Below are 26,470 nucleotides of genomic sequence, written 5' to 3'. Positions count from 1 at the left end.
GGCAAAAACACCAACCTTCCGCGCAACTGGCGCACGTAGCCGTGGGCCGGCCGGAAGGGAGTCGCACGCGGCAGTGGCGGCGGTGACGGCGGCCACGACAGGGCCGCCGTCCCGTGGCCGGCGCGCGACCAGGTACTTCGTCATCGGGGGATTCGCATGAGGACGTACGAGAACGTCGCGCCCATCGCCGTGGTGGGCATGGCCTGCCGGCTACCCGGCGCCGCCGGGCCCGGCGCGTTCTGGGACCTCCTGGGCGCGGGGCGCGACGCGGTCGGCCCGGCGCCGGCGGGGCGCTGGGCGCACCAGGGCGGTGACGCGGCCGGCCACCCGGAGCGGGCCGGCTACCTGGAGCGCGTCGACACCTTCGACGCGGAGTTCTTCGGCATCTCGCCCCGCGAGGCCGCCGCCATGGACCCGCACCAGCGCCTCATGCTCGAACTGTGCTGGGAGGCCACCGAGCACTCCCGTACCCACCCCGACGGCCTGCGCGCCGGCCGCACCGGCGTGTTCACCGCCGCCATGTGGGACGAGTACGCCCACCTCACCCTGCGCCACGGGACGGCGGACCCGTACGCCTTCGCCGGCGCCCAGCGGGGCGTTCTCGCCGGCCGCGTCTCGTACGCCATGGGGCTGACCGGGCCCAGCCTCAACGTCGACGCCGGCCAGTCCTCGTCGCTGGTGGCCGTCCACCTGGCGTGCGAGAGCCTGCGGCGCGGCGAGACCACCGCCGCGCTGGTCGGCGGCGTGAACCTGATCGTGGCGCCCGGGACCACCGCGGGCGCGCGGGCCATGGGCGCGCTGTCGGCCGACGGCCACTGCCGCCCCTTCGACGCCGGCGCCGACGGTTACGTACGGGGCGAGGGCGGCGCCGTCGTGGTGCTCAAGCCGCTGGCCGCGGCGCGCGCCGACGGCGACGTGGTGCACGGCCTGCTGCTCGGCAGCGCGGTCAACAACGACGGCGGCGGCGACAGCCTGACCGCGCCGCGCCGCGCCGCCCAGGAGGAGGTGCTGCGGCTGGCCCACGAGCGGGCCGGCACCGACCCGGCGCGGGTGCAGTACGTCGAACTGCACGGCACCGGCACGGCCGTCGGCGACCCGGTCGAGGCGTCCGCGCTCGGCGCGGTCTACGGCGCCGGCCGCCCGGCGGGCGACCCGCTGCGGGTCGGCTCGGCCAAGAGCAACGTCGGCCACCTGGAGGCGGCGGCCGGCCTCGTCGGGCTGATCAAGACGGTGCTCAGCCTCCACCACCGCGAGCTGCCCCCCAGCCCGCACTTCACCCGGGAGCACCCCGACATCCCGCTGGCCCGCCTGGGCCTGCGCGTACAGGCCGAGCGCGGCCCCTGGCCGCACCCCGAGCGGCCGTTGCTGGCCGGCGTCAGCGCGTTCGGCATGGGCGGCACCAACTGCCACGTGGTCCTCGCCCAGCCGCCCGGCGCGGAGTCCGAACACGGCGCCGAGGACGGGGCCGAGGACGGCGCCGCGCGGGGGACGGCCGACGCGGTGGGCGAGACGGGCGCGGCGGCGGTGGCGGACCCCGGCGCCCGCGCCGACGGCCCCGTGCCCTGGGTGCTGACCGCCCGTGGCGGCGCGGCGCTGCGCGCGCAGGCCGAGCGGCTGCGCGCGCACGTCGCGGCCCACCCAGCGGACGACCACCGGGACATCGGGCACGCGCTGGCCACCACCCGCACCGCCTTCGAGCACCGCGCCGTCCTCGTCGGTACGGACCGGGACGCCCTCGTGGCCGGCCTCACGGCGCTCGCCGCCGGCGAGCGCGACGCCGGCCTGGTACGGGGCGTGGCGCGCGACACCGAGCGGCCCGTGCTCGTCTTCCCCGGGCAGGGCGCGCAGTGGGTGGGCATGGCACGGGAGTTGCTGGCCACCTCGCCGGTGTTCGCGGAGCGGATGGCCCGCTGCGGCGCGGCCCTGGCGCCGCACGTCGACTGGGACTTCGCGGCGGCCGTGAACGGCCCGCTGGACCGCGTCGACGTGGTGCAGCCGCTGCTGTGGGCGGTGACCGTGTCGCTGGCGGAGCTGTGGCGCTCGTACGGCGTGGAGCCCGCCGCCGTGGTCGGCCACTCCCAGGGGGAGATCGCGGCGGCCGTCGTCGCGGGCGCCCTCACGCTGGAGGACGGGGCGCGCGTGGTGGCCCTGCGGTCCAGGCTGATCGGCGCGCACCTGTCGGGCCACGGCGGCATGCTCGCCGTCGAGCTGCCCCGCGCGCAGGCGCGGGCGCGTGTCGCCCCGTACGCGGACCGGGCCGCGGTGACCGTCGTCAACGGGCCGCTGTCCAGCGTGGTGGGCGGTGAGGTGGCCGCGCTCGACGCGCTCGCCGCCGGCTGCGCGAAGGACGGCGTCCGCACCAAGCGGCTGCCGATGGACTACGCCTCGCACGGGCCCGGCGTCGCCGCCATCGGCGACGAACTCCTCGCCGGCCTCGCGGACCTCGCCCCGCGCGCTCCCCGGGTGCCGTTCTACTCCACCGTCGAGGGCCGGGTACGGCCGGACACGGAGCCGCTGGACGCCGCGTACTGGCTGCGCAACGAGCGCGAGGTCGTCGACTTCGAGCGGATCACCCGGCGGTTGCTCGCCGACGGGCACACCGTCTTCATCGAGGTGAGCAGCCATCCCGTACTGATCATGGGCATCGAGGAGACGGCCGAGGCGGTCGCCGAGGAGACGGCCAAGGCGGCGGGGCGCGCCGGAGCGGGCGGCGCGGGTCGGGTCGCGGTCGTCGGGTCGCTGCGCCGCGACGAGGGCGGGCCAGAGCGCTTCCTGCGCTCGGTGGCCGCCGCGTTCGCCGCCGGCGTCCCCGTGGACTGGAGCCCGGCCTTCCCCGGCGCCCGCCCCGTGGACCTGCCCACCTACGCCTTCCAACGCACCTCCCACTGGGCCACGCCCGCCACCGGCCACCCGGCCGACGCGGACCGGTCCGCCGCCGCGCACGAGGCCCCGCACGGGGTCGACGGCGCCGCGCCGGACACGGAGCACGGGGCCGCCGACCCCGCCGCACGGGGCACGGGGCACGGAGCGCCAGCGGCGCCCGCGCCACACGGGGCGCCGGGTGACGACCGGCAGCCGGGGCAACCGGACCCGCCGCTCGCCCGGTTGGCCGCCGCGCCCGCCCCCGAGCGCGAGGCCGCGCTGCTCGACCTCGTACGCGAGCACGCGGCGGCCGTGCTCGGCCACGGCACGGCCGGCGACATCGAGCCGGACAAGTCGTTCCGCGACGCCGGGCTGACCTCGATGTCCGCGGTGGAGTTCCGGGACGTCCTCGGCGAGGCCACCGGGCTGCGCCTGCCCAGCACGGTCCTGTACCGGCACCCCACGCCGCAGGAGCTGGCCCGCCAACTGCACACCGACCTCTTTCCCCACCAGGCGCCGTCCGCCGCCTCCGAACTCCCCGCCCTGTGGGCGGACGTGGAGAGCCTGGAGCGCCGCCTCGCCGCCGGCGCGATCGGCGACGCCGACCGCGCCCGGGTCTCGGAGCGACTCCGCAACCTGCTGTGGAAGATCGACGCGACCGGCCCGAGCGACGGGGAGCCCGCCGCGGCTCCCGCCGTGGGTGACGGACTCGCGTCCGCGTCCGACGACGAGATGTTCGCGCTCATCAACAAGGAACTCGGAATCGGCTGAACAGCCCGTTCCGCCCGATCCTCCGCCCTTGCCGCCACCCTCATTCTTCGCGCCGGGAGCCCAACCTCCATGACCTCCAACGAAGACAAGCTCCGCGACTACCTCAAGCTCGTCACCGCCGACCTGCGCCAGACCAAGCAGCGCCTGCAGGGCATCGAGGGCCGCGACCACGAGCCGATCGCCATCGTCGGGATGGCCTGTCGCTTCCCCGGCGGCATCGCGTCGCCCGAGGACCTGTGGAAGCTGGTCGCCGACGGCGGGGACGCGATCCAGCCGCTGCCCGCCGACCGGGACTGGGACCTGGAGGCGCTCTACGACCCGGACATGGGCGGCCCGGGCACCAGCTACGTGCGCGCGGGCGGGTTCCTCAGCGGCGCGGGCGAGTTCGACGCGGAGTTCTTCGGCATCTCGCCGCGCGAGGCGTTGGCCATGGATCCGCAGCAGCGGCTGCTCCTGGAGACCTCCTGGGAGGCGTTCGAGCGGGCCGGGATCAACCCGGCGTCCCTGCGCGGCGCGGACACCGGCGTCTTCGTCGGCGCGATCCCGCAGGACTACGCGCCGCGCGTGGGCGACCCGGAGGCGGCCGACCTGGAGGGCTACCTCATGGTCGGCACCACCACCAGCGTCATGTCCGGGCGGGTGGCCTACACGCTCGGCCTTGAGGGCCCGGCCGTCACCGTGGACACCGCCTGCTCCTCGTCCCTTGTCGCCCTGCACCTGGCCGTGCGGTCGCTGCGCCGTGGCGAGTGCTCCATGGCCCTGGCCGGCGGCGTCACCGTGATGGCCAGCCCCAACTGGGTCGTCGACCTCAGTCGGCAGCGCGGCCTGGCGGCCGACGGCCGCAGCAAGGCGTTCTCCGCCGACGCGGACGGGTTCGGCGTCGGCGAGGGCGTGGCCGTCCTCGTCGTGGAGCGGCTTTCCGACGCGCGGAGGAACGGGCACCGGGTGCTCGCGGTGGTGCGTGGTTCGGCGGTCAACCAGGACGGCGCCAGCAACGGCCTCACCGCCCCCAACGACCTCGCGCAGGAGCGCGTCATCCGGCAGGCGCTGGCCGACGCCCGGCTTGAGGCCCGCGACGTGGACGCCGTCGAGGCGCACGGCACCGGCACCCGGCTCGGCGACCCCATCGAGACGCACGCCCTGATGGCCACCTACGGCCAGCGGCAGCCGGGCGCGGAACCGGTCTGGCTCGGCTCGCTGAAGTCCAACATCGGGCACGCGCAGGCGGCGGCCGGTGTGGCTGGTGTGATCAAGACGGTGATGTCGCTGCGGGCGGGTGTGTTGCCCCGGACGTTGCACGCGGAACAGGCGTCGCCGCACATCGACTGGTCGGCGGGTGCGGTGTCGTTGCTGACCCAGGCGCGGCCGTGGCCGGAGAAGGCGGAGCCGTGGCGGGCTGGTGTCTCCTCGTTCGGGATCAGCGGCACCAACGCGCACGTGATCCTGGAGCAGGCCCCCGAGCCCGAGCCGGCGGACTCCGAACCCACGCCGCACGAAGCCACGGAGCGCGACGAAGCCACGGAGCGCGACGAAGCCACGGAGCGCGACGGGGCCACGGAGCACGGGGACAGCGGCGTCGGCACCACCGCCGGCGCGGTGCCCTGGGTGGTCTCCGGCAGCAACCCGGACGCGCTGCGCGCGCAGGCGCTGCGGCTGCACGCCTTCCTCACCGAGCGCCCCGAATGGGCGCCCCGGGACGTGGCCGCCTCGCTGGTTCGCACCCGGGCCGAGCTGGACCAGCGGGCCGTGGTCGTCGCGGCCGACCGGCAGGCGCTCCTCGACGGCCTGGCCGCGGCCGGCCACGGCCAGGCGTCGCCCGTCGTCGCCACCGGCGCCGCCCGCAAGGGCGTGCGGACGGTCTTCGTCTTCCCGGGGCAGGGCGCCCAGTGGGCCGGCATGGCCCGTGAACTCTGGGAGTCCTCGCCGGTCTTCGCGGAGTCGATGGAGCGCTGCGCGCGGGCGCTCGCCCCGCACACCGACTGGTCGCTGCGCGCGGTCGTCCGTGGCGAGGCCGGCGCCCCCGGGCTCGACCGCGTCGACGTGGTGCAGCCGGTGTCGTGGGCGGTGATGGTCTCCCTCGCGGCGCTGTGGCGCGCGTACGGCGTGCGGCCGTCGGCCGTGGTCGGCCACTCGCAGGGTGAGATCGCCGCCGCCGTGGTGGCCGGGGCGCTGTCCCACGAGGACGGGGCACGCGTCGTCGCGCTCCGTTCGAAGGTGATCGGTGAGCGCCTCGCCGGGCAGGGCGGCATGGTCTCGCTGGGCCTGCCCCGTGCCCAGGCTGAGGAGCGCATCGCCCCGTACGCGGGCCGGGTGGCCGTGGCCGCGGTCAACGGGGCCTCGTCCACGGTGGTGGCTGGCGAACCCGCCGCGCTGTACGAGTTGGTGGCCGGGTGCGAGGCCGACGACGTACGGGCCAAGCGCATCCCGGTGGACTACGCCTCGCACTCGCCGCAGGTGGACTCGATCCGTGACGAGTTGCTGGCCGCCCTGGCGGGGCTCGCGCCGCGCTCCGCGACGGTGCCGTTCTACTCGACCGTGGCCGCCGAACCGGTGGACACGGCCGGGCTCGACGCCGCGTACTGGGTGCGCAACCTGCGCCAGACCGTCGAGTTCGAGCAGGTCACCCGGCGCCTGCTGGCCGACGGGCACGGCCTGTTCATCGAGTGCAGCGCGCACCCGGTGCTCGCGATGGCGCTCGGCGAGACCGCTGAGGACGCCGGCGCCGACGCGGTGGCCGTCGGGTCGCTGCGCCGCGACGAGGGCGGGCCCGACCGGTTCCTGCTGTCGGCGGCCGAGGCGTACGCGGCGGGCGCGGGCATCGACTGGTCCGCGCTGCTGGGTGACGCGCGCACCGTGGAGCTGCCCACCTACGCCTTCCAGCGCCGCCGCTACTGGCTGCGGCGCTCGCCGGGTCGCGGCGACGCGGCGGCCATCGGGCTCGCCGCGGCCGGGCACCCGCTGCTCGGCGCGGCGGTCAGCCTGGCCGACGGCGGCGGCGCGCTGCTCACCGGCCGGATCGCGCTCTCCAGCCACCCGTGGCTGGCCGACCACGCCGTCGCGGGCACGGTGCTGCTGCCGGGCACGGCCTTCGTCGAACTCGCCGTACGGGCGGGCGACGAGGTGGGCTGCGGCCGGATCGAGGAACTGACCCTGGAGGCCCCGCTGCCGCTGCCCACGCGCGGCGGCGTGCAGGTCCAGGTGGTGGTCGGCGACGCGGACGGCGACGGCCACCGCCCGCTGCACCTGTACGCGCGGCCGGAGCCCGCGACCACGCCGCACGGCGCCGCGCGCGCCCACGGCGAGACTGACGGTGCCGACGGGGCGGACGGCGCCGACGGGGCGTGGACCCGGCACGCCACCGGTGTGCTGGCGCCGCTGGCCCCCGGCGCGGGCCAGGAACTCGCCACCTGGCCGCCGCCGGGCGCCGAACCGGTGGCCCTGGACGCGACGTACGCCGGGCTCGCCGGGCTCGGCTACGCCTACGGCCCGGCCTTCCAGGGGCTGCGCGCCGCCTGGCGGCGGGGCACGGACCTGTACGCCGAGGTGGAGTTGGAGTCCGCCGACGGGGCCGACCAGTTCGGGCTGCACCCGGCGCTCCTCGACGCCGCCGTGCACACCGCGCTGCTCGACGCCATCGGCGCCCCGGACCAGCCGGTGCGGCTGCCGTTCGCCTGGAGCGGGGTGACGTTGCACGCCACCGGCGCCGCGACGGCGCGGGTACGGATGACGGCCACCGGCCCGAACACGGTGGCCCTGCACCTCGCCGACGCCGCGGGCGCCCCGGTGGCCACCGTCGAGTCGCTGACGCTGCGCCCCGTCGCCCCCGAGGCGCTGGGGGGCCCGCCGGCGGCCGGGCAGGACGCGCTGTACCGGGTGGCCTGGACGCCGCTGCCGGCCGGCGAGGCCGTGGCCACCGGCGCGGGGGAGACGCGGGCCCCGGACGGGCTCGTGGTGCTGGGCGCGGACGCCCCCGACCTGGCGGCCGTCGCCGCCAGGCCCGCGCCGGACGGCGCGCCGGGCGAGGCGCCGTCCGCCGTGGTGGCCGTGCTGCGCTCCGGCGACGAGCTGCGCGCCGCGCTCGACGAGGCCCTTGGCCTGATCCGGGCCTGGCTCGCCGACGAGCGGTTCGCCGACTCCCGGCTGGCCCTGGTCACCCGCGCCGGCAACGCCGCCCACGCGGCGGTGTGGGGCCTGGTGCGCTCCGCGCAGACGGAGCACCCCGGGCGGTTCGTGCTCATCGAGGCGGACGAGGACTGGTTCGCCGGGGACGCGACCGCGACCGGGCTGGCGGCCACCGCCGCCACGGGCCCGGTGCGCGCCGCGCTGGCCGCCGCGCTCGCCACCGGCGAGCCCCAACTCGCCGTACGGGGCGACACGTTCGCCGTGCCCCGGTTGGTCCGGGTCAGCTCCGCGCCCGCCCCGGCGGCCCGGCCGCTGGACCCCGAGGGCACCGTGCTGATCACCGGTGGCACCGGCACGCTCGGCGCGCTGTTCGCCCGCCACCTGGTCGCCGAGCACGGCGTCCGCCACCTGCTGCTGACCAGCCGTCGTGGCCCGGACGCCGCCGGCGCGGCCGAACTCGTGGCCGAGCTGGCCGAACGGGGCGCCACGGCCACCGTGGTGGCCTGCGACGTGGCCGACCGGGACGCGCTGGCCGCGCTGCTGGCCGGCGTGCCCGCCGCGCACCCGCTGACCGCCGTGCTGCACACCGCCGGCGTGCTGGACGACGGCATCGTCGCGGCCCTGAGCGAGGAGCGACTGGAGAACGTGCTGCGCCCCAAGGCGGACGCCGCGCTGCACCTGCACGAGCTGACGGCGGGGCTCGACCTGGCCGCGTTCGTGCTGTTCTCCTCCGTCGCCGGCGTCCTCGGCACCGCGGGTCAGGCCAACTACGCCGCCGCCAACGCCTACCTGGACGCGCTCGCCGCCCGCCGCCGCGCGGCCGGCCTCGCCGCGACCTCGCTCGCCTGGGGCTTCTGGGCCGAGGCCAGCGGCATGACGGGGCACCTGGACGGCGGCGACGTGCGCCGCCTGGCCCGTACCGGCGTCGGCCAGCTCTCCTCCGCCGACGGGCTCGCCCTCTTCGACGCCGCCCTCGCGCTCTCCGCCGAGCCCGCCGACCCCGCCGGAGCCGACGCCGAGGACACCGGCGCCGGCAGCGCGCTCCTGGTCCCCGCCCGCCTCGCCCCGCGCGAACTCCTGGCGGCCGGTCACGACGTGCCGGCGCTGCTGCGCGGCCTGGTGCGGGTGCCGCAGCGGCGGGCCGCGCGCAACGCCGCGAGCGGTGCGGTCGCCGGTTCGGCCGGTGGTTCGGCGCTCGCCGGCCGGTTGGCCGGGCTCTCCGAGGGGGACGCGCAGCGGCTTCTGACGGACCTGGTGCGCGAGCACGCGGGCGCCGTCCTCGGCCACGTGTCGGCCGGCGCGATCAGCGTCTCCCGCTCCTTCCGCGAGCACGGCTTCGACTCGCTGGCCGCCGTCGAACTGCGCAACAGGCTCGGCGCCGCCAGCGGCGTCAAGCTGCCCGCCACCGTCGTCTTCGACTACCCGACCCCCGCCGAGCTGGCCCGCTTCCTGCGCGGCAAGCTCGACGGCGACGCGGGCCGCGCCCGAGCCTCCGAGCGCGCCGAGACGGCGTCGGCCGCCGCCTCCGACGAGCCGATCGCCATCGTCGCCATGGCCTGCCGCTACCCCGGTGACATCCGCTCGCCCGAGGACCTGTGGCGCCTGGTCACCGAGGGCACCGACGCCATCGCCGGCTTCCCCGCCGACCGTGGCTGGGACGTGGCGAGCCTGGTCGACCCGGAGGGCCAGCGCGCGGGCACCACGTACGTCGGCGAGGGCGGGTTCCTCTACGACGCGGCCGAGTTCGACGCGGCGTTCTTCGGCATCTCGCCGCGCGAGGCGCTTGCCATGGACCCGCAGCAGCGCCTGCTCCTGGAGACCTCCTGGGAGGTCTTCGAGCGCGCCGGCATCGACCCGGCCACGCTGCGCGGCAGCCGCACGGGCGTCTTCGCCGGCGTGATGTACCACGACTACGCCAGCCGCGTCGCGCGCTACCCGGAGGGCGTCGAGGGCTATCTGACCACCGGCACCGCGGGCAGCGTCGTCACCGGCCGGCTCGCCTACACCTACGGGCTCGAAGGCCCGGCCGTCACCGTGGACACCGCGTGTTCCTCGTCGCTGGTCGCGCTGCACCTGGCGGTCGAGTCGCTGCGCCGGGGCGAGTGTGAACTGGCGCTCGCCGGCGGCGTCACGGTGCTGTCCACGCCGAGCGTGTTCACCGAGTTCAGCCGGCAGCAGGGCCTTGCGGCCGACGGTCGGTGCAAGTCGTTCGCCGCTGCGGCCGACGGCACCGGGTGGTCCGAGGGCGTGGGCGTGTTGCTCGTGGAGCGGCTTTCCGACGCGCGGAAGAACGGGCACCAGGTGCTGGCGGTGGTACGGGGCTCGGCCGTGAACCAGGACGGGGCCAGCAACGGCCTCACCGCGCCCAACGGACCCTCGCAGGAGCGCGTCATCCGGCAGGCGTTGGCCAACGCCGGGGTCTCCGCCGCCGACGTGGACGCCGTCGAGGCGCACGGCACCGGTACGACCCTGGGCGACCCGATCGAGGCCCACGCGCTGCTCGCCACGTACGGGCAGCAGCGGGCGGGGGACGAGCCGCTGTGGCTGGGCTCGTTCAAGTCCAACATCGGCCACTCCCAGGCTGCGGCCGGTGTCGGCGGCGTCATCAAGATGGTGATGGCGATGCGCGACGGCACGCTGCCCAAGACGCTGCACGTGGACGAGCCGTCGCCGCACATCGACTGGTCGGCCGGCGCCGTCGAACTGCTCACCGAGGCGCGCCCCTGGCCCGCTCCGGACCGCCCGCGCCGGGCCGCCGTCTCCTCCTTCGGCGTGAGCGGCACCAACGCCCACGTGGTGCTCGAACAGGCCGCCCCGCCCGCCCCGTCCGCCGTGGACCGGCCCGCCGTGGCCCCGTCCGAGGCCGCGGGCGAGCGGCCGGTGCCGTGGCTGGTGTCGGCCAGGACGCCCGAGGCGCTGCGCGCCCAGGCCGCGCGCCTGCGCCAGTTCGTCGAGGCCGACCCGGCGCTCAGCCCCGCCGACGTCGGCTGGTCCCTGGCCACCACCCGCTGGGGACTCGAACACCGCGCCGCCGTCATCGGCCACGACCGGGCCGCGCTCGTCCGGGGTCTCGCCGCCCTGGAGCGCGACACCCTCGACGGGGCCGCCGCCGAACCCGGCACGGCCACCGTCGTCCGTGGCCAGGCCGCCGAGGACGCCCCGCGCCCCGTCTTCGTCTTCCCGGGCCAGGGCGCCCAGTGGGTGGGCATGGCGCGGAAGTTGATGGCCTCGGCCCCGGTGTTCGCGGAGTCGATGGCACGGTGTGGCGAGGCGTTGGCCCCGTTCATCGACTGGGACTTCGCCGCCGAGCTGGACGGTTCGCTGGAGCGGGTGGACGTCGTCCAGCCCGTCTCGTGGGCGGTGATGGTCTCCCTCGCCGAGCTGTGGCGCTCGTACGGCGTGGAGCCGGCAGCCGTGGTCGGCCACTCGCAGGGTGAGATCGCGGCGGCCGTCGTCGCCGGTGGGCTGACGTTGGAGGACGGGGCGCGCGTGGTGGCGCTGCGGTCCCGGGTGATCCGCCAGGAGTTGGCGGGCAAGGGCGGGATGGTCTCGCTCGGGCTGCCGCGCGCCGAGGCCGAGGCCCGCGTCGCGGCGTACGGCGAGCGGGTCACCGTCGCCGTGGTCAACGGCCCGTCGGCCACGGTGGTGGCGGGCGAGCCGGCGGCGTTGGACGAGCTGGTGGCGGCGTGCGAGGCCGATGACGTACGGGTCAAGCGCGTCCCCGTGGACTACGCCTCGCACACGCCGCAGGTCGAGTCGGTCCGGGACGAGTTGCTGCGCGTCCTGGACGGCGTGGCGCCGCGCTCGGCCGAGGTGCCGTTCTACTCGACCGTGAACGGGGCGCCGCTGGACACGGCCGGGCTCGACGCCGCGTACTGGGTGCGCAACCTGAGCCGGAGCGTCGAGTTCGAGCGCACCACGGGCGTGCTCATCGCGGACGGGCACCGCCTGTTCGTGGAGTGCAGCGCGCACCCGGTGCTGACCATGGCCGTCGGCGAGACCGCCGAGCGCGCCGGCGCCGACGGCGCCGAGGTCGTGGCCGTCGGCTCGCTGCGGCGCGGCGAGGGCGGCCCGGGCCGGTTCCTGGCCTCGCTCGCCGAGGCCCAGGTGGCCGGCGCGACGATCGACTGGGCCCCGGCGTTCCCGGGCGCCCGCGTGGTGGACCTGCCCACCTACGCCTTCCAGCGCGAGCGCTACTGGCTCCAGGACGCCGCGCCGGACGCGGACGAGAGGGACGGGGCGGCCGGGGCGGCCGGCGACGAGGTGGAGGCGGCGTTCTGGGCCGCCGTCGAGCGCGAGGACCTGGCGGAGCTGACGGCGACGCTCGGCGTGGCCGGCGACGGCGACGAGTTGGGCGCGGTGCTGCCCGCCCTGTCCTCGTGGCGGCGGCAGCGCCGCGAGCGCTCCGTCATCGACTCCTGGCGGTACCGCATCGACTGGCAGCCGGTGTCCGGCACCGCCGTGCCCGTCCTGTCCGGTACCTGGCTGCTCGTGGTCCCGGCCGCGTACGCCGACACCGAGCTGACCGAGTCGCTGACCCGCTTCCTGACCGAACGCGGCGCCCGCGTCGCCCCGTTGACCGTGACCAGCGCCGACGCCGAGCCCGAGCGGCTGACGGAGCGGGTGCGCGCGCTGCTGGCCGAGCACCCGGCGCCCGGCGGTGTGCTGTCCCTGTGGGCCTTCGACGAGAGCCCGCACGCCACCTACCCGTCGCTGCCGAACGGCGTCGCCGGCACGCTCGCGCTGCTCCAGGCGCTCGGCACGCTGGACCTGGCGGCCCCGGTGTGGTGCCTGACGCAGGGCGGCGTGTCCACCGGGCCCGCCGACGCACCGGCCAGCCTGGCGCAGTCCCAGATCTGGGGCCTCGGCCGGGTCGCGGCCCTTGAGTACCCGCGCCGCTGGGGCGGCCTGGTGGACCTGCCCACGCCCCCCGACACGCCACCGGCGACCCCCGGGCAGGCCGCCCCGTCGCGGGCCGGGTCCGCGCGGCCCGTACCCGTGCCGGCCGTGGACGAGCGGACGCTGCGCAGGCTGGCCGGCATCCTGGCGGACCCCGCCGGCGAGGACCAGCTCGCGCTGCGCGCCACCGGCACCCTCGCCCGCCGCATGGTGCGCGCCCCGCTCGGCGCCGCGCGACCCACCCGTACCTGGCGCCCCGACGCCGGCACCGTGCTCATCACCGGCGGCACCGGCGCGCTCGGCGCGTGCTTCGCCCGCTGGCTGGCCCGTAACGGGGCCAAGGACCTGGTGCTCACCAGCCGCCGTGGCCGGCAGGCGCCCGGCGCGGCCGAGTTGGAGGCCGAGCTGGCCGAGCTGGGCGCGCGCGGCACCGTCGTCGGCTGCGACATCGCCGACCGGGACGCGGTCGCCGCCCTCATCGAGCGGCTCAGGGCCGAGGGCCGGCCGATCCGCTCCGTCATGCACGCCGCCGTCGTCGCCGACCTCAGCCCCATCGAGTCGGCCAGCCCCGCGCACTTCCACGACGTGTACGCGGCCAAGGTCGGTGGCTCCGAGCACCTGCACGAGCTGCTCGCCGGCGAGGACCTGGACGCGTTCGTGTTCTTCTCCTCCATCGCCGGCTTCTGGGGCAGCGGCGACCACGCCGCGTACGCCGCCGCCAACGCCCACCAGGACGCGCTCGCCGAGCAGCGGCGCGCCCAGGGGCTGCCCGCCACCTCGGTGGCCTGGGGCATCTGGGACGCCTTCCACGACTGGGACGAGCGCGCGGCCGAGCAGCGCAAGGAGCTGAGCGACCGGGTCGGCGCCCAGGGCCTGCCGATGCTGGAGCCGGACACGGCCTGCGACGCGCTGCGGCAGGCGCTGGAGCACGACGAGACGTTCGTCGCCATCGCGGACATCGACTGGGAACGCTTCACCACCATCTTCACCTCCTACCGGCCCAGCAGGCTGCTCGGCGAGATCCCGGAGGCGCGCCGCCAGTTGGAGGCCGCCGCGCGGGAGACGGGCGACGCCGACACCTCGGCGCTGCACCGCAAGCTGGCGGAGCTGGGCGAGGACGAGCGGGTCGCGGAGCTGGCCGAGGTGGTGCGCGCGCAGGCCGCGGCCGTGCTCGGGCACGCGTCGGGGGCGCGCATCGAACCCGGCCGCGCCTTCCGCGACATCGGCTTCGACTCGCTCACCGCCGTGGACCTGCGCAACCGGCTGAACGCGGCCACCGGGCTGCGGCTGCCCGCCACCGTGATCTTCGACTACCCGTCGCCGCTCGACCTGGCCGGCTACCTGGCCACCCGGCTGTTCGCCGACGAGGCCGCCGAGGCGCCGGCCGCCGCGCCCACCGCGACCGCGCCGGCCCCCGTGCCCGCCGCGGCCTCCGCCGCCGACGACGACCCGGTCGTCATCGTCTCGATGGCCTGCCGCTACCCGGGCGGCGCCAACTCGCCCGAGGAGTTGTGGCGGTTGGTGAGCGACGAGGTGGACGCCATCTCGGGCTTCCCCACCGACCGGGGCTGGGACCTGGCCAACCTGTACGACCCGGACCCCGCGCGGGAGGGCACCGTCTACGCCCGCGAGGGCGGGTTCCTGTACGAGGCCGCCGAGTTCGACGCCGGCTTCTTCGGCGTGTCGCCGCGTGAGGCGCGCGCCATGGACCCGCAGCAGCGGCTGATGCTGGAGACCGCGTGGGAGGCCATGGAGCGGGCGGGCATCGACCCGCACGCCCTCAAGGGCTCCATGACCGGCACGTTCGTCGGCGCCAACCCGTCCGACTACCGGGCCGGCGTGGGCCGCGTCCCCGACGGCTACGAGGGCCACCTGCTGACCGGCAACCACAACAGCGTCGTCTCCGGTCGTGTCGCCTACACCTTCGGTCTTGAGGGCCCGGCCGTCACCGTGGACACCGCCTGCTCCTCCTCGCTGGTGGCGCTGCACCTGGCAGCGGCGGCGGTGCGGAACGGCGAGTGCGCCATGGCCCTGGCGGGCGGCGTCACCGTGATGTCGACGCCGCAGCCGCTGATCGGCTTCAGCCGCCAGCGCGGCCTGGCCCGCGACGGCCGCTGCCGGGCGTTCGCCGCCGACGCGGCCGGCATCGGGATGTCCGAGGGCGCCGGCATGGTCCTCGTCGAGCGGCTCTCCGACGCCCGCCGCAACGGCCACCCCGTGCTCGCCGTCATCCGTGGCTCCGCCACCAACCAGGACGGCGCCAGCAACGGCCTCAGCGCCCCCAACGGCCCGTCCCAGGAGCGCGTCATCCGGCAGGCGCTGGCCAACGCGGGTCTCGCGGCCCGCGACGTGGACGCGGTGGAGGCGCACGGCACGGGCACCACCCTGGGTGACCCGATCGAGGCGCAGGCGCTGCTCGCCACGTACGGGCAGCAGCGGTCGGGCGACGAGCCGCTGTGGCTGAGTTCGCTCAAGTCGAACATCGGGCACACCCAGGCCGCGGCCGGCATCGCCGGCGTCATCAAGACGGTCCTCGCCCTGCGCGAGGGCGTGCTGCCCAGGACGTTGCACGCGGACGAGCCCAGCCCCGAGGTGGACTGGGACGCGGGCGCCGTACGCCTGCTCAACCAGGCCCGCCCGTGGCCACGGACCGGCGCCCCGCGCCGGGCCGCCGTCTCCGCCTTCGGCATCAGCGGCACCAACGCGCACCTGATCCTCGAAGAGGCGGCACCCGAGACGGCCCCCGTACGGCCGGAAGCCGAGGCGCCGACCGGCACGGAGCCGGCCGCCACCCCGGAGCCCGGCGGGCAGGCCCTGGGCGAGCTCGTCCCGTGGGTGCTCTCGGCGCGTAGCCCCCGGGCGCTGCGCGGGCAGGCGGAGCGGTTGCGCGACTTCGTCGCGGCCCACCCCGACCTCGCGGACGCCGACATCGCCGCGTCCCTGGTGCGCGGTCGCGCCACCTTCGACCACCGCGCGGTGGTGCTCGGCGCGACCCGCGCGGAGCTGACCGCCGCGCTGACCGACCTCGCCACCGGCACGGCGTCCCCCGCCGCGCTCACCGGACAGGCCACCACGGGCCGCACCGCCGTCGCCTTCGGCGGCCAGGGCAGCCAGCGGCTCGGCATGGGGCGCGCGCTGCACGCCGCCTTCCCCGCCTTCGCCGCCGCCTGGGACGCGGTCGCCGCCGAACTGGACGGGGCGCTGCCGCGCCCGCTCGGCGACGTGGTCTGGGGCGAGGACGCGGCCGAGCTGGAGCGCACCGAGTACGCGCAGCCGGCACTGTTCGCCCTGGAGGTGGCGCTGTTCCGGCTGCTGGAGTCCTGGGGCGTGGTGCCCGACCACGTGATCGGCCACTCGGTCGGCGAGATCGCGGCGGCGCACGTGGCCGGCGTGCTCTCACTCGCCGACGCGTGCCGACTGGTCGCGGCCCGGGGCCGCCTGATGCAGGCGCTGCCCACCGGCGGCGCGATGCTGGCCGTCCGGGCGACCGAGGCCGAGGCCGCCGAGGCGCTGGCCGACCACGCCGAACAGGCGAGCGTCGCCGCCGTCAACGGCCCCACGTCGGTGGTGATCTCCGGCGCCGAGGCGGCGCTCGACGCGGTCGCGGAGCACTTCCGGGCCGCCGGCCGGCGGGTCAGGCGGCTGCGGGTCAGCCACGCCTTCCACTCGCCGCTCATGGAGCCGATGGTGGCGGACTTCCGCGCCGCCCTGGCCGAGCTGTCGTACGCCGCGCCCACCCTCGGCGTGGTCACGACGGGCGGCCGGAGCGACGGCGACTGGAGCGACCCGGAGTACTGGGTGCGGCACGTCCGCGAGCCCGTGCGCTTCGCGGACGCGGTGCGGGAGTTGGCGGACCTCGGCGTGGCGCGCGTCCTGGAGGTCGGCGCGGACGGCACGCTCACGGCCCTGGCGCAGGAGTGCCTGGCCGACGCGTCCGACGTGGCCCTGGTGCCCACGCTGCGCAAGGACCGGCCCGAACCGCACGCCGCCGCGGCGGCCCTGGCCCACCTGCACGCGTACGGGGCGGCCGTGCCGTGGACCCGGCTGCTGCCCGCGGGCGACGCCGTGTCCCTGCCCACGTACGCCTTCCAGCGCGAGCACTACTGGCTGCGCTCGGCCGCCGGCGGCCGGGCGGACCTCGCCGCGGCCGGCATCGCGGCGGCCGACCACCCGCTGCTCGGCGCGGCCGTGCCGCTCGCCGACGGGCGGGGCCTGGTGTGCACGGGCAGCCTGTCACTGGCCAGCCACCCCTGGCTGGCCGACCACGCGGTGGGTGGCACGGTGCTGCTGCCCGGCACGGCCTTCGTGGAGCTGGCGCTGCGCGCCGGCGACGAGGTCGGCTGCGGCCAGCTCGACGAACTGACCCTGCACGAGCCCCTGCCGCTGCCCGCCGACGCGACGGTGCGCACGCAGGTCGTGGTCGAGGAGCCGGACGGGGCGGGCACGCGGCCCGTACGCGTCTACTCCCGCCCCGCCGACGCCGCCGACGCGCCCTGGACCTGCCACGCGACCGGCGCCCTCACCCCGGCCGACGCCGCCGGCCAGGACGCGGGCTTCCGCGCCGACCAGGACGGCACCCCGGCGGCCTGGCCGCCGCCCGGCGCCGACGTGGTGGACGTCTCCGGGTTCTACGCCTGGCTCGCCGACGCCGGCTACGACTACGGGCCCGCCTTCCAGGGCCTGCGCGCCGCCTGGCGGCGCGGCACCGAGGTCTACGCCGAGGTCACCCTCCCCGAGGACGCCGACGGCGCCCCGGGCGGCTACGGCCTGCACCCCGCGCTCCTCGACGCCGCGCTGCACAGCGCCCTGCTCGGCTTGCTCGACGGCGGCTCGGACCAGGTGCGACTGCCGTTCGCCTGGAGCGGCGTGCGGCTGCACGCGCCGGGCGCCAGCACGGTGCGGGTACGGCTCGCGCCGGGCGCGGGCGACACGCTCGCCGTGGAGCTGGCCGACGGCGCCGGCCGCCCGGTCGCCTCGGTGGCGGCGCTGGCCACCCGGCCCGTGTCCGTGGCCCAGCTCAGCGCGGCGCGCGGCGGCGCGGGCGACGCGCTCTACCGGGTCGAGTGGGCCCGTACGAGCGCCCTGCCCGGCGCCGTGCCCGCCAAGCAGTGGGCCGTCCTCGGCGCCGACGACCTGGGCCTGACCCGGGCCCTGACCGAGGCCGGCGTCGACCCGTGCGGCTACGCCGACCTGGCCGCCCTGCGGGCGACCGTCGCGGACGGCGGCGCCGTGCCGGACACGGTCGTGCTGGGCGTGACGGGCGAACGGGCCCTGGCCGAGGCGGAGCACGGGGCACGGGGCGCGAACGCGACGCAGCCCGCGCCGAACGGGGCACGGGGCGCGGACGGCGCGCCGCGGGCCGCCGCCGCGCACCGGTTGACCGCCCGGGTCCTGGCCGACGCGCAGGCGTGGCTGGCCGACGACAACTGGGCCGACTCGCGCCTGGTCCTGGTCACCTCGGGCGCCGTCGCGGCCGGCGTCGAGCACCCCGCCGACCTGGCGGCGGCCCCGCTGTGGGGCCTGCTGCGCGCGGCGCAGACCGAGCACCCGGGCCGGTTCGCCCTGGTGGACCTGGACGACAGCGCTGCCTCCCGGGCCGCGCTGCCCGCGGCCGTCGGCTGCGGCGAGCCCCAACTCGCCCTGCGCGACGGCCAGGTCCTCACCCCGCGCCTGACCCGGCACCCGGCGGCGCCCCAGGCACGGGAGGCCACCGCCACGGCGGACGCGGCCACGGGGCCCGACGGGGCCGCGCCGAGGCGGCTCGACCCGAACGGCACGGTGCTCGTCACCGGCGGCACCGGCACCCTCGGCGCCCTGGTCGCCCGGCACCTGGTGGCCGCGCACGGTGTGCGCCACCTCGCCCTGGTCAGCCGGCGCGGCCCGGCCGCCGACGGGGCCATGGAGCTGGCCGCTGAGCTGCGCGAGGCAGGCGCCGACGTCGCCCTGATCGCCTGCGACACCGCCGACGGCGGGGCGCTGGCCACGGTGCTGGACAGCATCCCGGCCCAGCACCCGCTGACCGCCGTGATCCACACCGCGGGCGTCATCGAGGACGGCGTCCTCACCTCGCTCTCCGCCGACCAACTCGCCCGCGTACTGCGCCCGAAGGCGGACGCGGCCGAGCACCTGCACCGGCTCACGGCGGGCTCCGGGTTGGCCGCGTTCGTGGTCTTCTCCTCGGTCAGCGGCCTCATCGGCGGCGCCGGGCAGGCCAACTACGCGGCGGCCAACACCTTCCTGGACGCCCTCGCCCACCACCGTCGCGCCACCGGCGAGCACGCCGTCTCACTGGCCTGGGGCCTGTGGGAGCAGGCCAGCGGCATGACCGGCGGCCTGGGCCGTGGCGACCTGGCACGGGGCAGCCGGGCCGGCGTCGTGGCCATGCCCACCGACCAGAGCCTGGCTCTCCTTGACGCGGCCCTGGCCACCGACGAGGCGCTGCTCGCGCCCGTACGGCTGGACCTGGCCGGGCTGCGGTCGCGGGCCGCGACGGAGCCGGTGCCACCGCTGCTGCGCGGCCTGGTGCGGGCGCCCGCCCGGCGCGACGCCCAGCCGGGCGGCGCGAGCGGCGGCGCGGCCGGCGCGGCCGAGCCGTGGTCGCGGCGGATCGCCCGGACCCCGGCCGACGAGCGCGAGCAACTCCTGCTCGACCTGGTGCGCGAGCACGTGGCCACCGTCCTCGGGCACGGCACGCCGCGCGCCGTCGAGGCCGACACCGGCTTCCTGGAGCAGGGCCTGGACTCGCTGATGGCGGTCGAACTGCGCAACCGGCTCACCGCCGAACTCGGCCTGCGGCTGCCGGCCACGCTCGTCTTCGACTACCCGACGCCGACCGCCCTGGCCCGGTACACCCTCGCCGAGCTGGCCCCGGACGGCGCCGCCACCCCGACCGGCGGCCTGCCCGAGGGGATCGCCGAGGACCAGGTGCGGCGGGCGCTGGCCACCATCCCGCTGGAGCGGCTGAGCGAACTCGGCGTCGTGGACGACCTGCTCCGGCTCGCCGGCCTCGCCGAGCACGGCACCGCGCCCGCCACCGGCGCGGACAGTGCCGGCGCCGCCGTCGAGTCCGACGACGCGGCGGGCGACATCGACGACATGGACGTGGAGGCCCTCCTCCGCAAGGCCCAGGAGAACGAACTGTGAGTAACAAGACGTCCACGGACGAACTCGTCGGTGCCCTGCGCAGCTCGCTCAAGGAGGTCGAGCGGCTGCGCCGCGAGAAGGCGGAGGCCGCCGCGCGCGCCACCGAGCCCATCGCGATCGTCGGCATGGCCTGCCGCTACCCGGGCGGCGTGCGCGGCCCGGAGGACCTGTGGGACCTCGTCGCCGGCGGCACCGACGCCGTGTCGGCCTTCCCCACCGACCGTGGCTGGGACCTGGAGAAGCTGTTCGACCAGGACCCGGACGCCAGCGGCAAGAGCTACGTCAACGAGGGCGGCTTCCTGGACGGGGCCGACCAGTTCGACGCCGGCTTCTTCGGCATCTCGCCGCGCGAGGCCCTGGCCATGGACCCGCAGCAGCGAGTGCTCCTGGAGACCGCGTGGGAGGCCGTCGAGCGCGGCGGCATCGACCCCACGACGCTGGCCGGCACCCCAACCGGCGTCTACGCCGGGATCATGTACCACGACTACGGGGCGGCCATCGGCGAAGTGCCCCGGGACGTCGAGGGGTTCGTCGGCATCGGCAACGCGGGCAGCGTGCTCTCCGGCCGCATCGCCTACACCCTCGGCCTCGAAGGCCCGGCCGTGACGCTGGACACCGCCTGCTCCTCGTCGCTGGTGGCCGTGCACCTCGCGGCCCAGTCGCTGCGCCGTGGCGAGTGCTCGCTGGCGCTCGCGGGCGGCGTGACGGTGCTCGCGACGCCCGAGGTGTACGTCGAGTTCAGCCGCCAGCGCGGGCTGTCGCACGACGGGCGGTGCAAGTCCTTCGCCGCGGCGGCCGACGGCACCGGCTGGTCCGAGGGCTCGGGCATGCTGCTCCTGGAGCGGCTCTCCGACGCGCGGCGCAACGGCCGCCGCGTGCTGGCCGTCATCCGTGGCACCGCCGTCAACCAGGACGGCGCCTCCAGCGGCCTGACCGCCCCCAACGGCCCGGCGCAACAGCGCGTCATCCGCCAGGCCCTGGCGGACGCCGGGCTCGCGGCGGCGGACGTGGACGCCGTGGAGGCGCACGGCACGGGCACCACCCTCGGCGACCCGATCGAGGCACAGGCCCTGCTGGCCACGTACGGCAGGGACCGCGCCCCCGAGCGCCCGCTGTGGCTCGGTTCGCTCAAGTCCAACATCGGGCACGCGCAGGCCGCGGCCGGCGTCGGCGGCGTCATCAAGATGGTGCAGGCGATGCGGCACGGGCTGCTGCCCAAGACGCTGCACGTCGACGAGCCGACCCCGAAGGTGGACTGGGCCCAGGGCGGCCTGGAACTGCTCACCGAGGCGCGCGAGTGGCCGCACACCGGCGCGCCGCGCCGGGCCGCCGTCTCCTCGTTCGGCGTCAGCGGCACCAACACCCACGTGATCATCGAGGCCCCCACGGAGGCGGACGCCCAGCCGGGCAGCACGGCGCCGGCCAGCGCTGAACCGGGCACGGAGCCGGGCACGGAGCGCGCGCCCGGCGCGGCCGGTGGCGCGCCGTCCCCCGTCGTCCCGTGGGTCATCTCGGCGCGTAGCCCGCGGGCGCTGCGCGGCCAGGCGGAGCGGCTGCGCGAGTTCGCCGCGGCCCGCCCCGACCTCGCGGACGTCGACATCGCCGCCTCGCTGCTGCACACCCGCACCCGCTTCGACCACCGCGCCGTCGTCGTCGCCGGTGACCGCACGGGACTGCTCGACGCCCTGGCGGCGCTCGCCGCCGACACCGAGGCCCCCGGCGCCGTGCGCGGCGCCGTTCGAGCCGGCGGCGCCCGCCGCACCGCGCTGCTGTTCGGTGGGCAGGGCAGCCAGCGCCTGGGCATGGGGCGTGAATTGTACGCGGCGTTCCCGGTGTTCGCCGAGGCGTGGGACGCGGTGGTGGCGGAGTTGGACGGGGTGCTGCCGCGTCCGTTGGGCGAGGTGGTGTGGGGCGGGGACGCTGCGGTGTTGGAGCGTACCGAGTACGCCCAGCCGGCCCTGTTCGCCTTCGAGGTGGCGCTGTTCCGACTGGTGGAGTCGTGGGGCGTGGCCCCGGAGTGCGTCGCCGGCCACTCGGTCGGCGAGATCGCGGCGGCGCATGTGGCCGGGGTGCTGTCCTTGGCCGACGCGTGCGAACTGGTGGCCGCGCGTGGTCGGTTGATGCAGGCGTTGCCGGCTGGTGGGGCGATGTTGGCGGTTCAGGCGTCCGAGGCGGAGGTGGCGGAGGCGCTGGCCGATCACGCCGACGAGGTGAGCGTGGCGGCGGTCAACGGGCCGTCGTCGGTGGTGGTCTCGGGCGCGGAGGCGGCGGTCGCGGAGCTGGAGGAGCGGTTCCGGGCCCTGGGCCGACGGGTGAAGCGGCTGCGCGTGAGTCACGCGTTCCACTCGCCGTTGATGGCGCCGATGGTGGCGGACTTCCGCGCGGTGGTCTCCGGGCTGGCCTTCGGCAAGCCGGAGCTTGGCGTGGTGACCACCGGTGGTCGGGTCGACGGTGACTGGAGCGATCCGGAGTACTGGGTGCGGCATGTCAGCGAGCCCGTACGCTTCCACGACGCCGTACGCCGACTCGTCGCCGACGATCTGGACTTCCTCCTTGAGGTGGGAGCCGACGGGACGCTGACGGCCCTGGCCCAGGAGTGCCTGGACGAGGCCGAGGACGGCGCGCCGGTGCGCTGCGCGGCCCTCCTACACCGGGAGCGACCCGAGGCGCAGTGCGCCGTGGAGGCCCTGGGCCGGGCCCACGTCAACGGCGTACGGGTGCGGTGGGACGCGCTCGTCGGGCCGGCGCGCACCGTCGAGCTGCCCACCTACGCCTTCCAGCACGAGCGCTACTGGCTGCCGTCGGCCGGCGCGCCGGCCGACACCACGGCACTGGGCCAGGGCTCGGCCGAGCACCCGCTGCTGGGCGCCACGGTCGAACTCGCCGACGGCGGCGGGGTGTTGCTGACGGGGCGGATCTCGCTGCACACGCACGGCTGGCTGGCCGGCCACGCGGTGGGCGGCGCGGTGTTGCTGCCCGGCACGGCCTTCGTGGAGCTGGCCGTCCGCGCCGGCGACGAGGTGGGCTGCGGTCGCGTCGAGGAGTTGACGCTCCAGGCCCCGCTCGTGCTGCCGGAACACGGCGGCGTGCGGATCCAGGTCGCCGTCGGCGAGCCGACGGACGACGGGGCGCGCTCCGTACGGATCTACTCCCGCGCCGACGGGGCGGGCGCCGACGCCCCGTGGACCTGCCACGCCAGCGGCACGCTGACCGCCGCTCCCGCCACGGGCGCCGCCGCGTTCGACCTCGCCGCGTGGCCGCCGCCCGGCGCGGAGCCGGTGGACCTGACGGGCTTCTACGACCGGTTGGCGACCATCGGCTCGACGTACGAGCCGCCGTTCCAGGGGCTGCGGGCCGCCTGGCGGCGGGGCGACGAGGTGTTCGCGGAGGTCGCCCTGCCGGACGGCGGCGGCGACGAGCCCGAGCGCTTCGGGCTGCACCCGGCGCTGCTCGACTCCGCCCTGCACGGGGCGCTGGTCGACACGCTGGACGGGCCCGGCGCGACGCTGCGGCTGCCGTTCGCCTGGTCGGGCGTCGAGCTGTACGCCTCCGGGGCCGGCGCCGCGCGGGTGCGGCTGACGCCCGTGGGCGAGGGCGCGCTCGGCGTGGAGCTGGCGGACGCCGCCGGTGCGCCGCTGGCCGCCGTCCGAACGCTGGCCACCCGCCCCGTCACCCCCGAGCAACTGCGGGCCGCCGCGCCCGACACCACCCGGGACGCCCTGTTCCGCGTGGAGTGGGTCCCGGCGCCCTTCGACCCGCCCGCCCCCGGCGCGGTCCGGGTGGCCCCGCTGGGCGACGGCGCGGGCGACGGGGCGCGCGGCGCGCTCGCCGCGCTGGCCGGGCTCGGCGACGACCTGCCCGACGTGGCGCTCTGGCGGGCGCCGGACTCCGAGGACGTACGGGCCCAGGTGACCGGGGCCCTGGAGCTGGTGCGGGCCTGGCTGGCCGACGAGCGGCTGGCCGCCGTCCGGCTCGCCTTCGTGGTCCGCGCCGACCACCTCGCCCACGCCGCCGTCGCGGGCCTGGTCCGCTCCGTACAGTCCGAGCATCCGGACCGCTTCCTCCTGGTCGAGCTGGAGCCGCTGCCCGACGGGGCCACGGGGCACGGGGCGACGGAGCAAGGAGCCACGGAGCGCGGGGCGGCGGGGCACGGGGCCGAGGCCGACGGGGCGCGCGGCGCCGCCGCGGCGGACGCGCTCGAACCCGCCCTGCCCGAGGCCGCGCTCAGCGGCGCCGAGCCGCACGTGCGGGTGCGTGGCGGCGAGGTGTGGGTGCCCCGGCTGGCCCGGGCCGGCGCTGACGGGCGGCTCACCCCGCCCGCCGACGGGCCCTGGCACCTCGACTTCACGGCGGCCGGCACCCTGGAGAACCTGGCCCTGCTGCCGCGCCCCGAGGTGGCCGAACCGCTCGCGCCCGGACAGGTACGGATCGCCGTGCGCGCCGCCGGCATGAACTTCCGGGACGCGCTGATCGCGCTCGGCATGTACCCGGGCGAGGCCACGCCCTTCCTCGGCGACGAGGCGGCCGGCGTCGTGCTCGCCGTGGGCGACGGCGTACGCGACGTCGCGCCCGGCGACCGGGTGCTGGGCATCGTGCCGCGCGCTTTCGGCCCGCAGGCCGTCACCGACCACCGCCTGTTGGCCCCGCTGCCCGCCGGCTGGTCGTACGAGCAGGGGGCCACCGTGCCGGTGGTGTTCCTGACGGCGTGGATGGGGCTGGTGGACCTGGCCGGGATCGGCCCGGGTGACGCCGTGCTCGTCCACGCGGCGGCCGGTGGTGTGGGCATGGCGGCGGTGCAGTTGGCGAAGTTGCGCGGGGCCGAGGTGTTCGCGACGGCGAGTGAGCCCAAGTGGGAGGTGTTGCGCGGGCTCGGGGTGGCCGATGACCACCTCGCGTCCTCGCGTTCGTTGGAGTTCCGGGACCGGTTCCTGGCCGCGACCGGGGGTCGTGGCGTGGATGTGGTGTTGAACTCGTTGGCGGGGGAGTACGTGGACGCCTCGTTGGCGTTGCTGCCGCGTGGTGGGCACTTCCTGGAGATGGGCAAGACCGACATCCGCGAGTCCGCCGATGTCGCCGCCGGGCACCCTGGCGTGCGCTACCAGACGTTCGACGTCATCGAGGCCGGCCCGGACCGCCTGGGTGCCATGCTCACCGAGGTCGTGGGCCTGCTGGCGCACGGCGAGCTGTCGCCGCTGCCGGTGCGCTCGTGGGACGTGCGCCGCGCGCCGGAGGCGTTCCGCTTCGTCAGCCAGGCCAAGCACGTCGGCAAGGTCGCGCTGACCATGCCCCGTCGCTGGGACGAGCCCGGCACGGTGCTGCTCACCGGCGCCACCGGCGGCCTGGGCCGCCTGGTCGCCCGGCACCTGGCGACGGAACACGGCGTACGGCACCTGCTGCTGACCAGCCGGCGCGGTCCGGCCGCCGACGGGGCGGACGAACTGCTCGCCGAACTGCGTACGGCTGGCGCGGAGCCCGAGTTGGTGGCCTGTGACGCGGCCGACCGGGACGCGCTGGCCGCCGTCATCGACGCGATCCCGGCCGACCGGCCGCTGACCGCCGTCGTGCACGTGGCCGGCGTGGTGGACGACGCGCTGGCCGCCTCGCTCACGGACGAGCAGGTGGAGCGCGTGTTGCGGCCCAAGGTGGACGCGGCCCGTAACCTGCACGAGCTGACCGCGGGCCACGACCTGGCCGCGTTCGTCCTCTTCTCCTCCGCCTCCGGCCTCTTCGGCACCCCCGGGCAGGCCAACTACGCGGCGGCCAACGCCTACCTGGACGCGCTCGCCCGGCACCGCGGGAACGACCTGGGGCTGCCCGCCGCCTCGTTGGCCTGGGGCCTGTGGGACCAGGCCAGCGCCATGACCGAGCACCTGGACCAGGCCGACCTGGCCCGCGTCGGGCGCTCCGGGGCGCTGGCCCTCGCACCGGCCGACGGCCTGCGGCTGTTCGACGCGGCGCTCGCCGCCGACGAGCCGCTGCTGGTGCCGATCCGGCTCGACCTGGCGGGCCTGGCCTCGCGGGCGGCCGGCGGCGGTGACGTACCGCCGCTGCTGCGCGGCCTGGTGCGCGCCCCGGCCCGCCGGAGCGCGGCCGGCGCCGCCGCCGAGCAGGCGAACGGCGCGGGCGCCCTGCTGCGGAAGCTGTCCGGCGCGCCGCGCGCCGAGCGCGAACGGCTGCTGCTGGACCTGGTCCGCACGCACGCCGCGACCGTGCTCGGGCACGCCTCGGCGCAGGCCGTGGAGCCCGAACGGGCCTTCCGCGACGTGGGCTTCGACTCCCTGACAGCCGTCGAACTGCGCAACCGGATCGGCGCCGCCACCGGGCTGCGGCTGCCAGCCGCCGTGGTCTTCGACCACCCCACGCCGCTCGCGCTCGCCGGCCACCTGGCCGGGCAGCTCGGCGAGGCCACCACGGTGTCCACCCGGGACGCGCTGGGCGAGCTGGACAAGGCGGAGGCCATCCTCGCTGCCCTCGCCGCCGAGGAGACGCTGCGCGGCGAGGTCACCGCCCGCCTGCACACGCTGCTCGCCCGCTGGGGCGGTCAGGGTGGCGGCGAGCCCGACGACGGGCCGGACGGCGCCAGCGTGCGGGAGGCCAGCGACGACGAACTCTTCGACCTGCTCGACAACGAACTCGAAACCCCCTGAAGCCGTTTCGGATACTCGGATAGGTG

Annotated in this window: 3 protein-coding genes; all 3 read left to right on the top strand. The window is 77.0% G+C overall.

Annotated elements, in window-relative coordinates; translation table 11 throughout:
* Positions 1 to 156 precede the first annotated feature (156 nt).
* The 3 genes from AC3CHW_RS09490 to AC3CHW_RS09480 are packed head-to-tail and all read left to right on the top strand — an operon-like array spanning position 157 to position 26,444.
* A complete protein-coding gene (locus tag AC3CHW_RS09490; protein WP_488470158.1) occupies positions 157 to 3,633 on the top strand; it encodes a type I polyketide synthase in 3,477 nt (1,158 codons plus the stop codon).
* Positions 3,634 to 3,675: 42 nt separating this feature from the next.
* The gene (locus tag AC3CHW_RS09485; RefSeq protein ID WP_488471012.1) at positions 3,676 to 19,797 is read left to right on the top strand and encodes a type I polyketide synthase; all 16,122 of its coding nucleotides are present in this window, start codon (positions 3,676 to 3,678) and stop codon (positions 19,795 to 19,797) included.
* Complete coding sequence (locus AC3CHW_RS09480) at positions 19,794 to 26,444, top strand: type I polyketide synthase (RefSeq protein ID WP_488470157.1); 6,651 nt, start codon at positions 19,794 to 19,796, stop codon at positions 26,442 to 26,444. Before AC3CHW_RS09485 ends, AC3CHW_RS09480 begins: the two co-directional genes overlap by 4 nt.
* Positions 26,445 to 26,470 lie beyond the last annotated feature (26 nt).

This window comes from Streptomyces sp. MGP-BFMKR1, from assembly GCF_057766585.1.
This window is presented reverse-complemented; position numbering and strand designations above follow the sequence as displayed.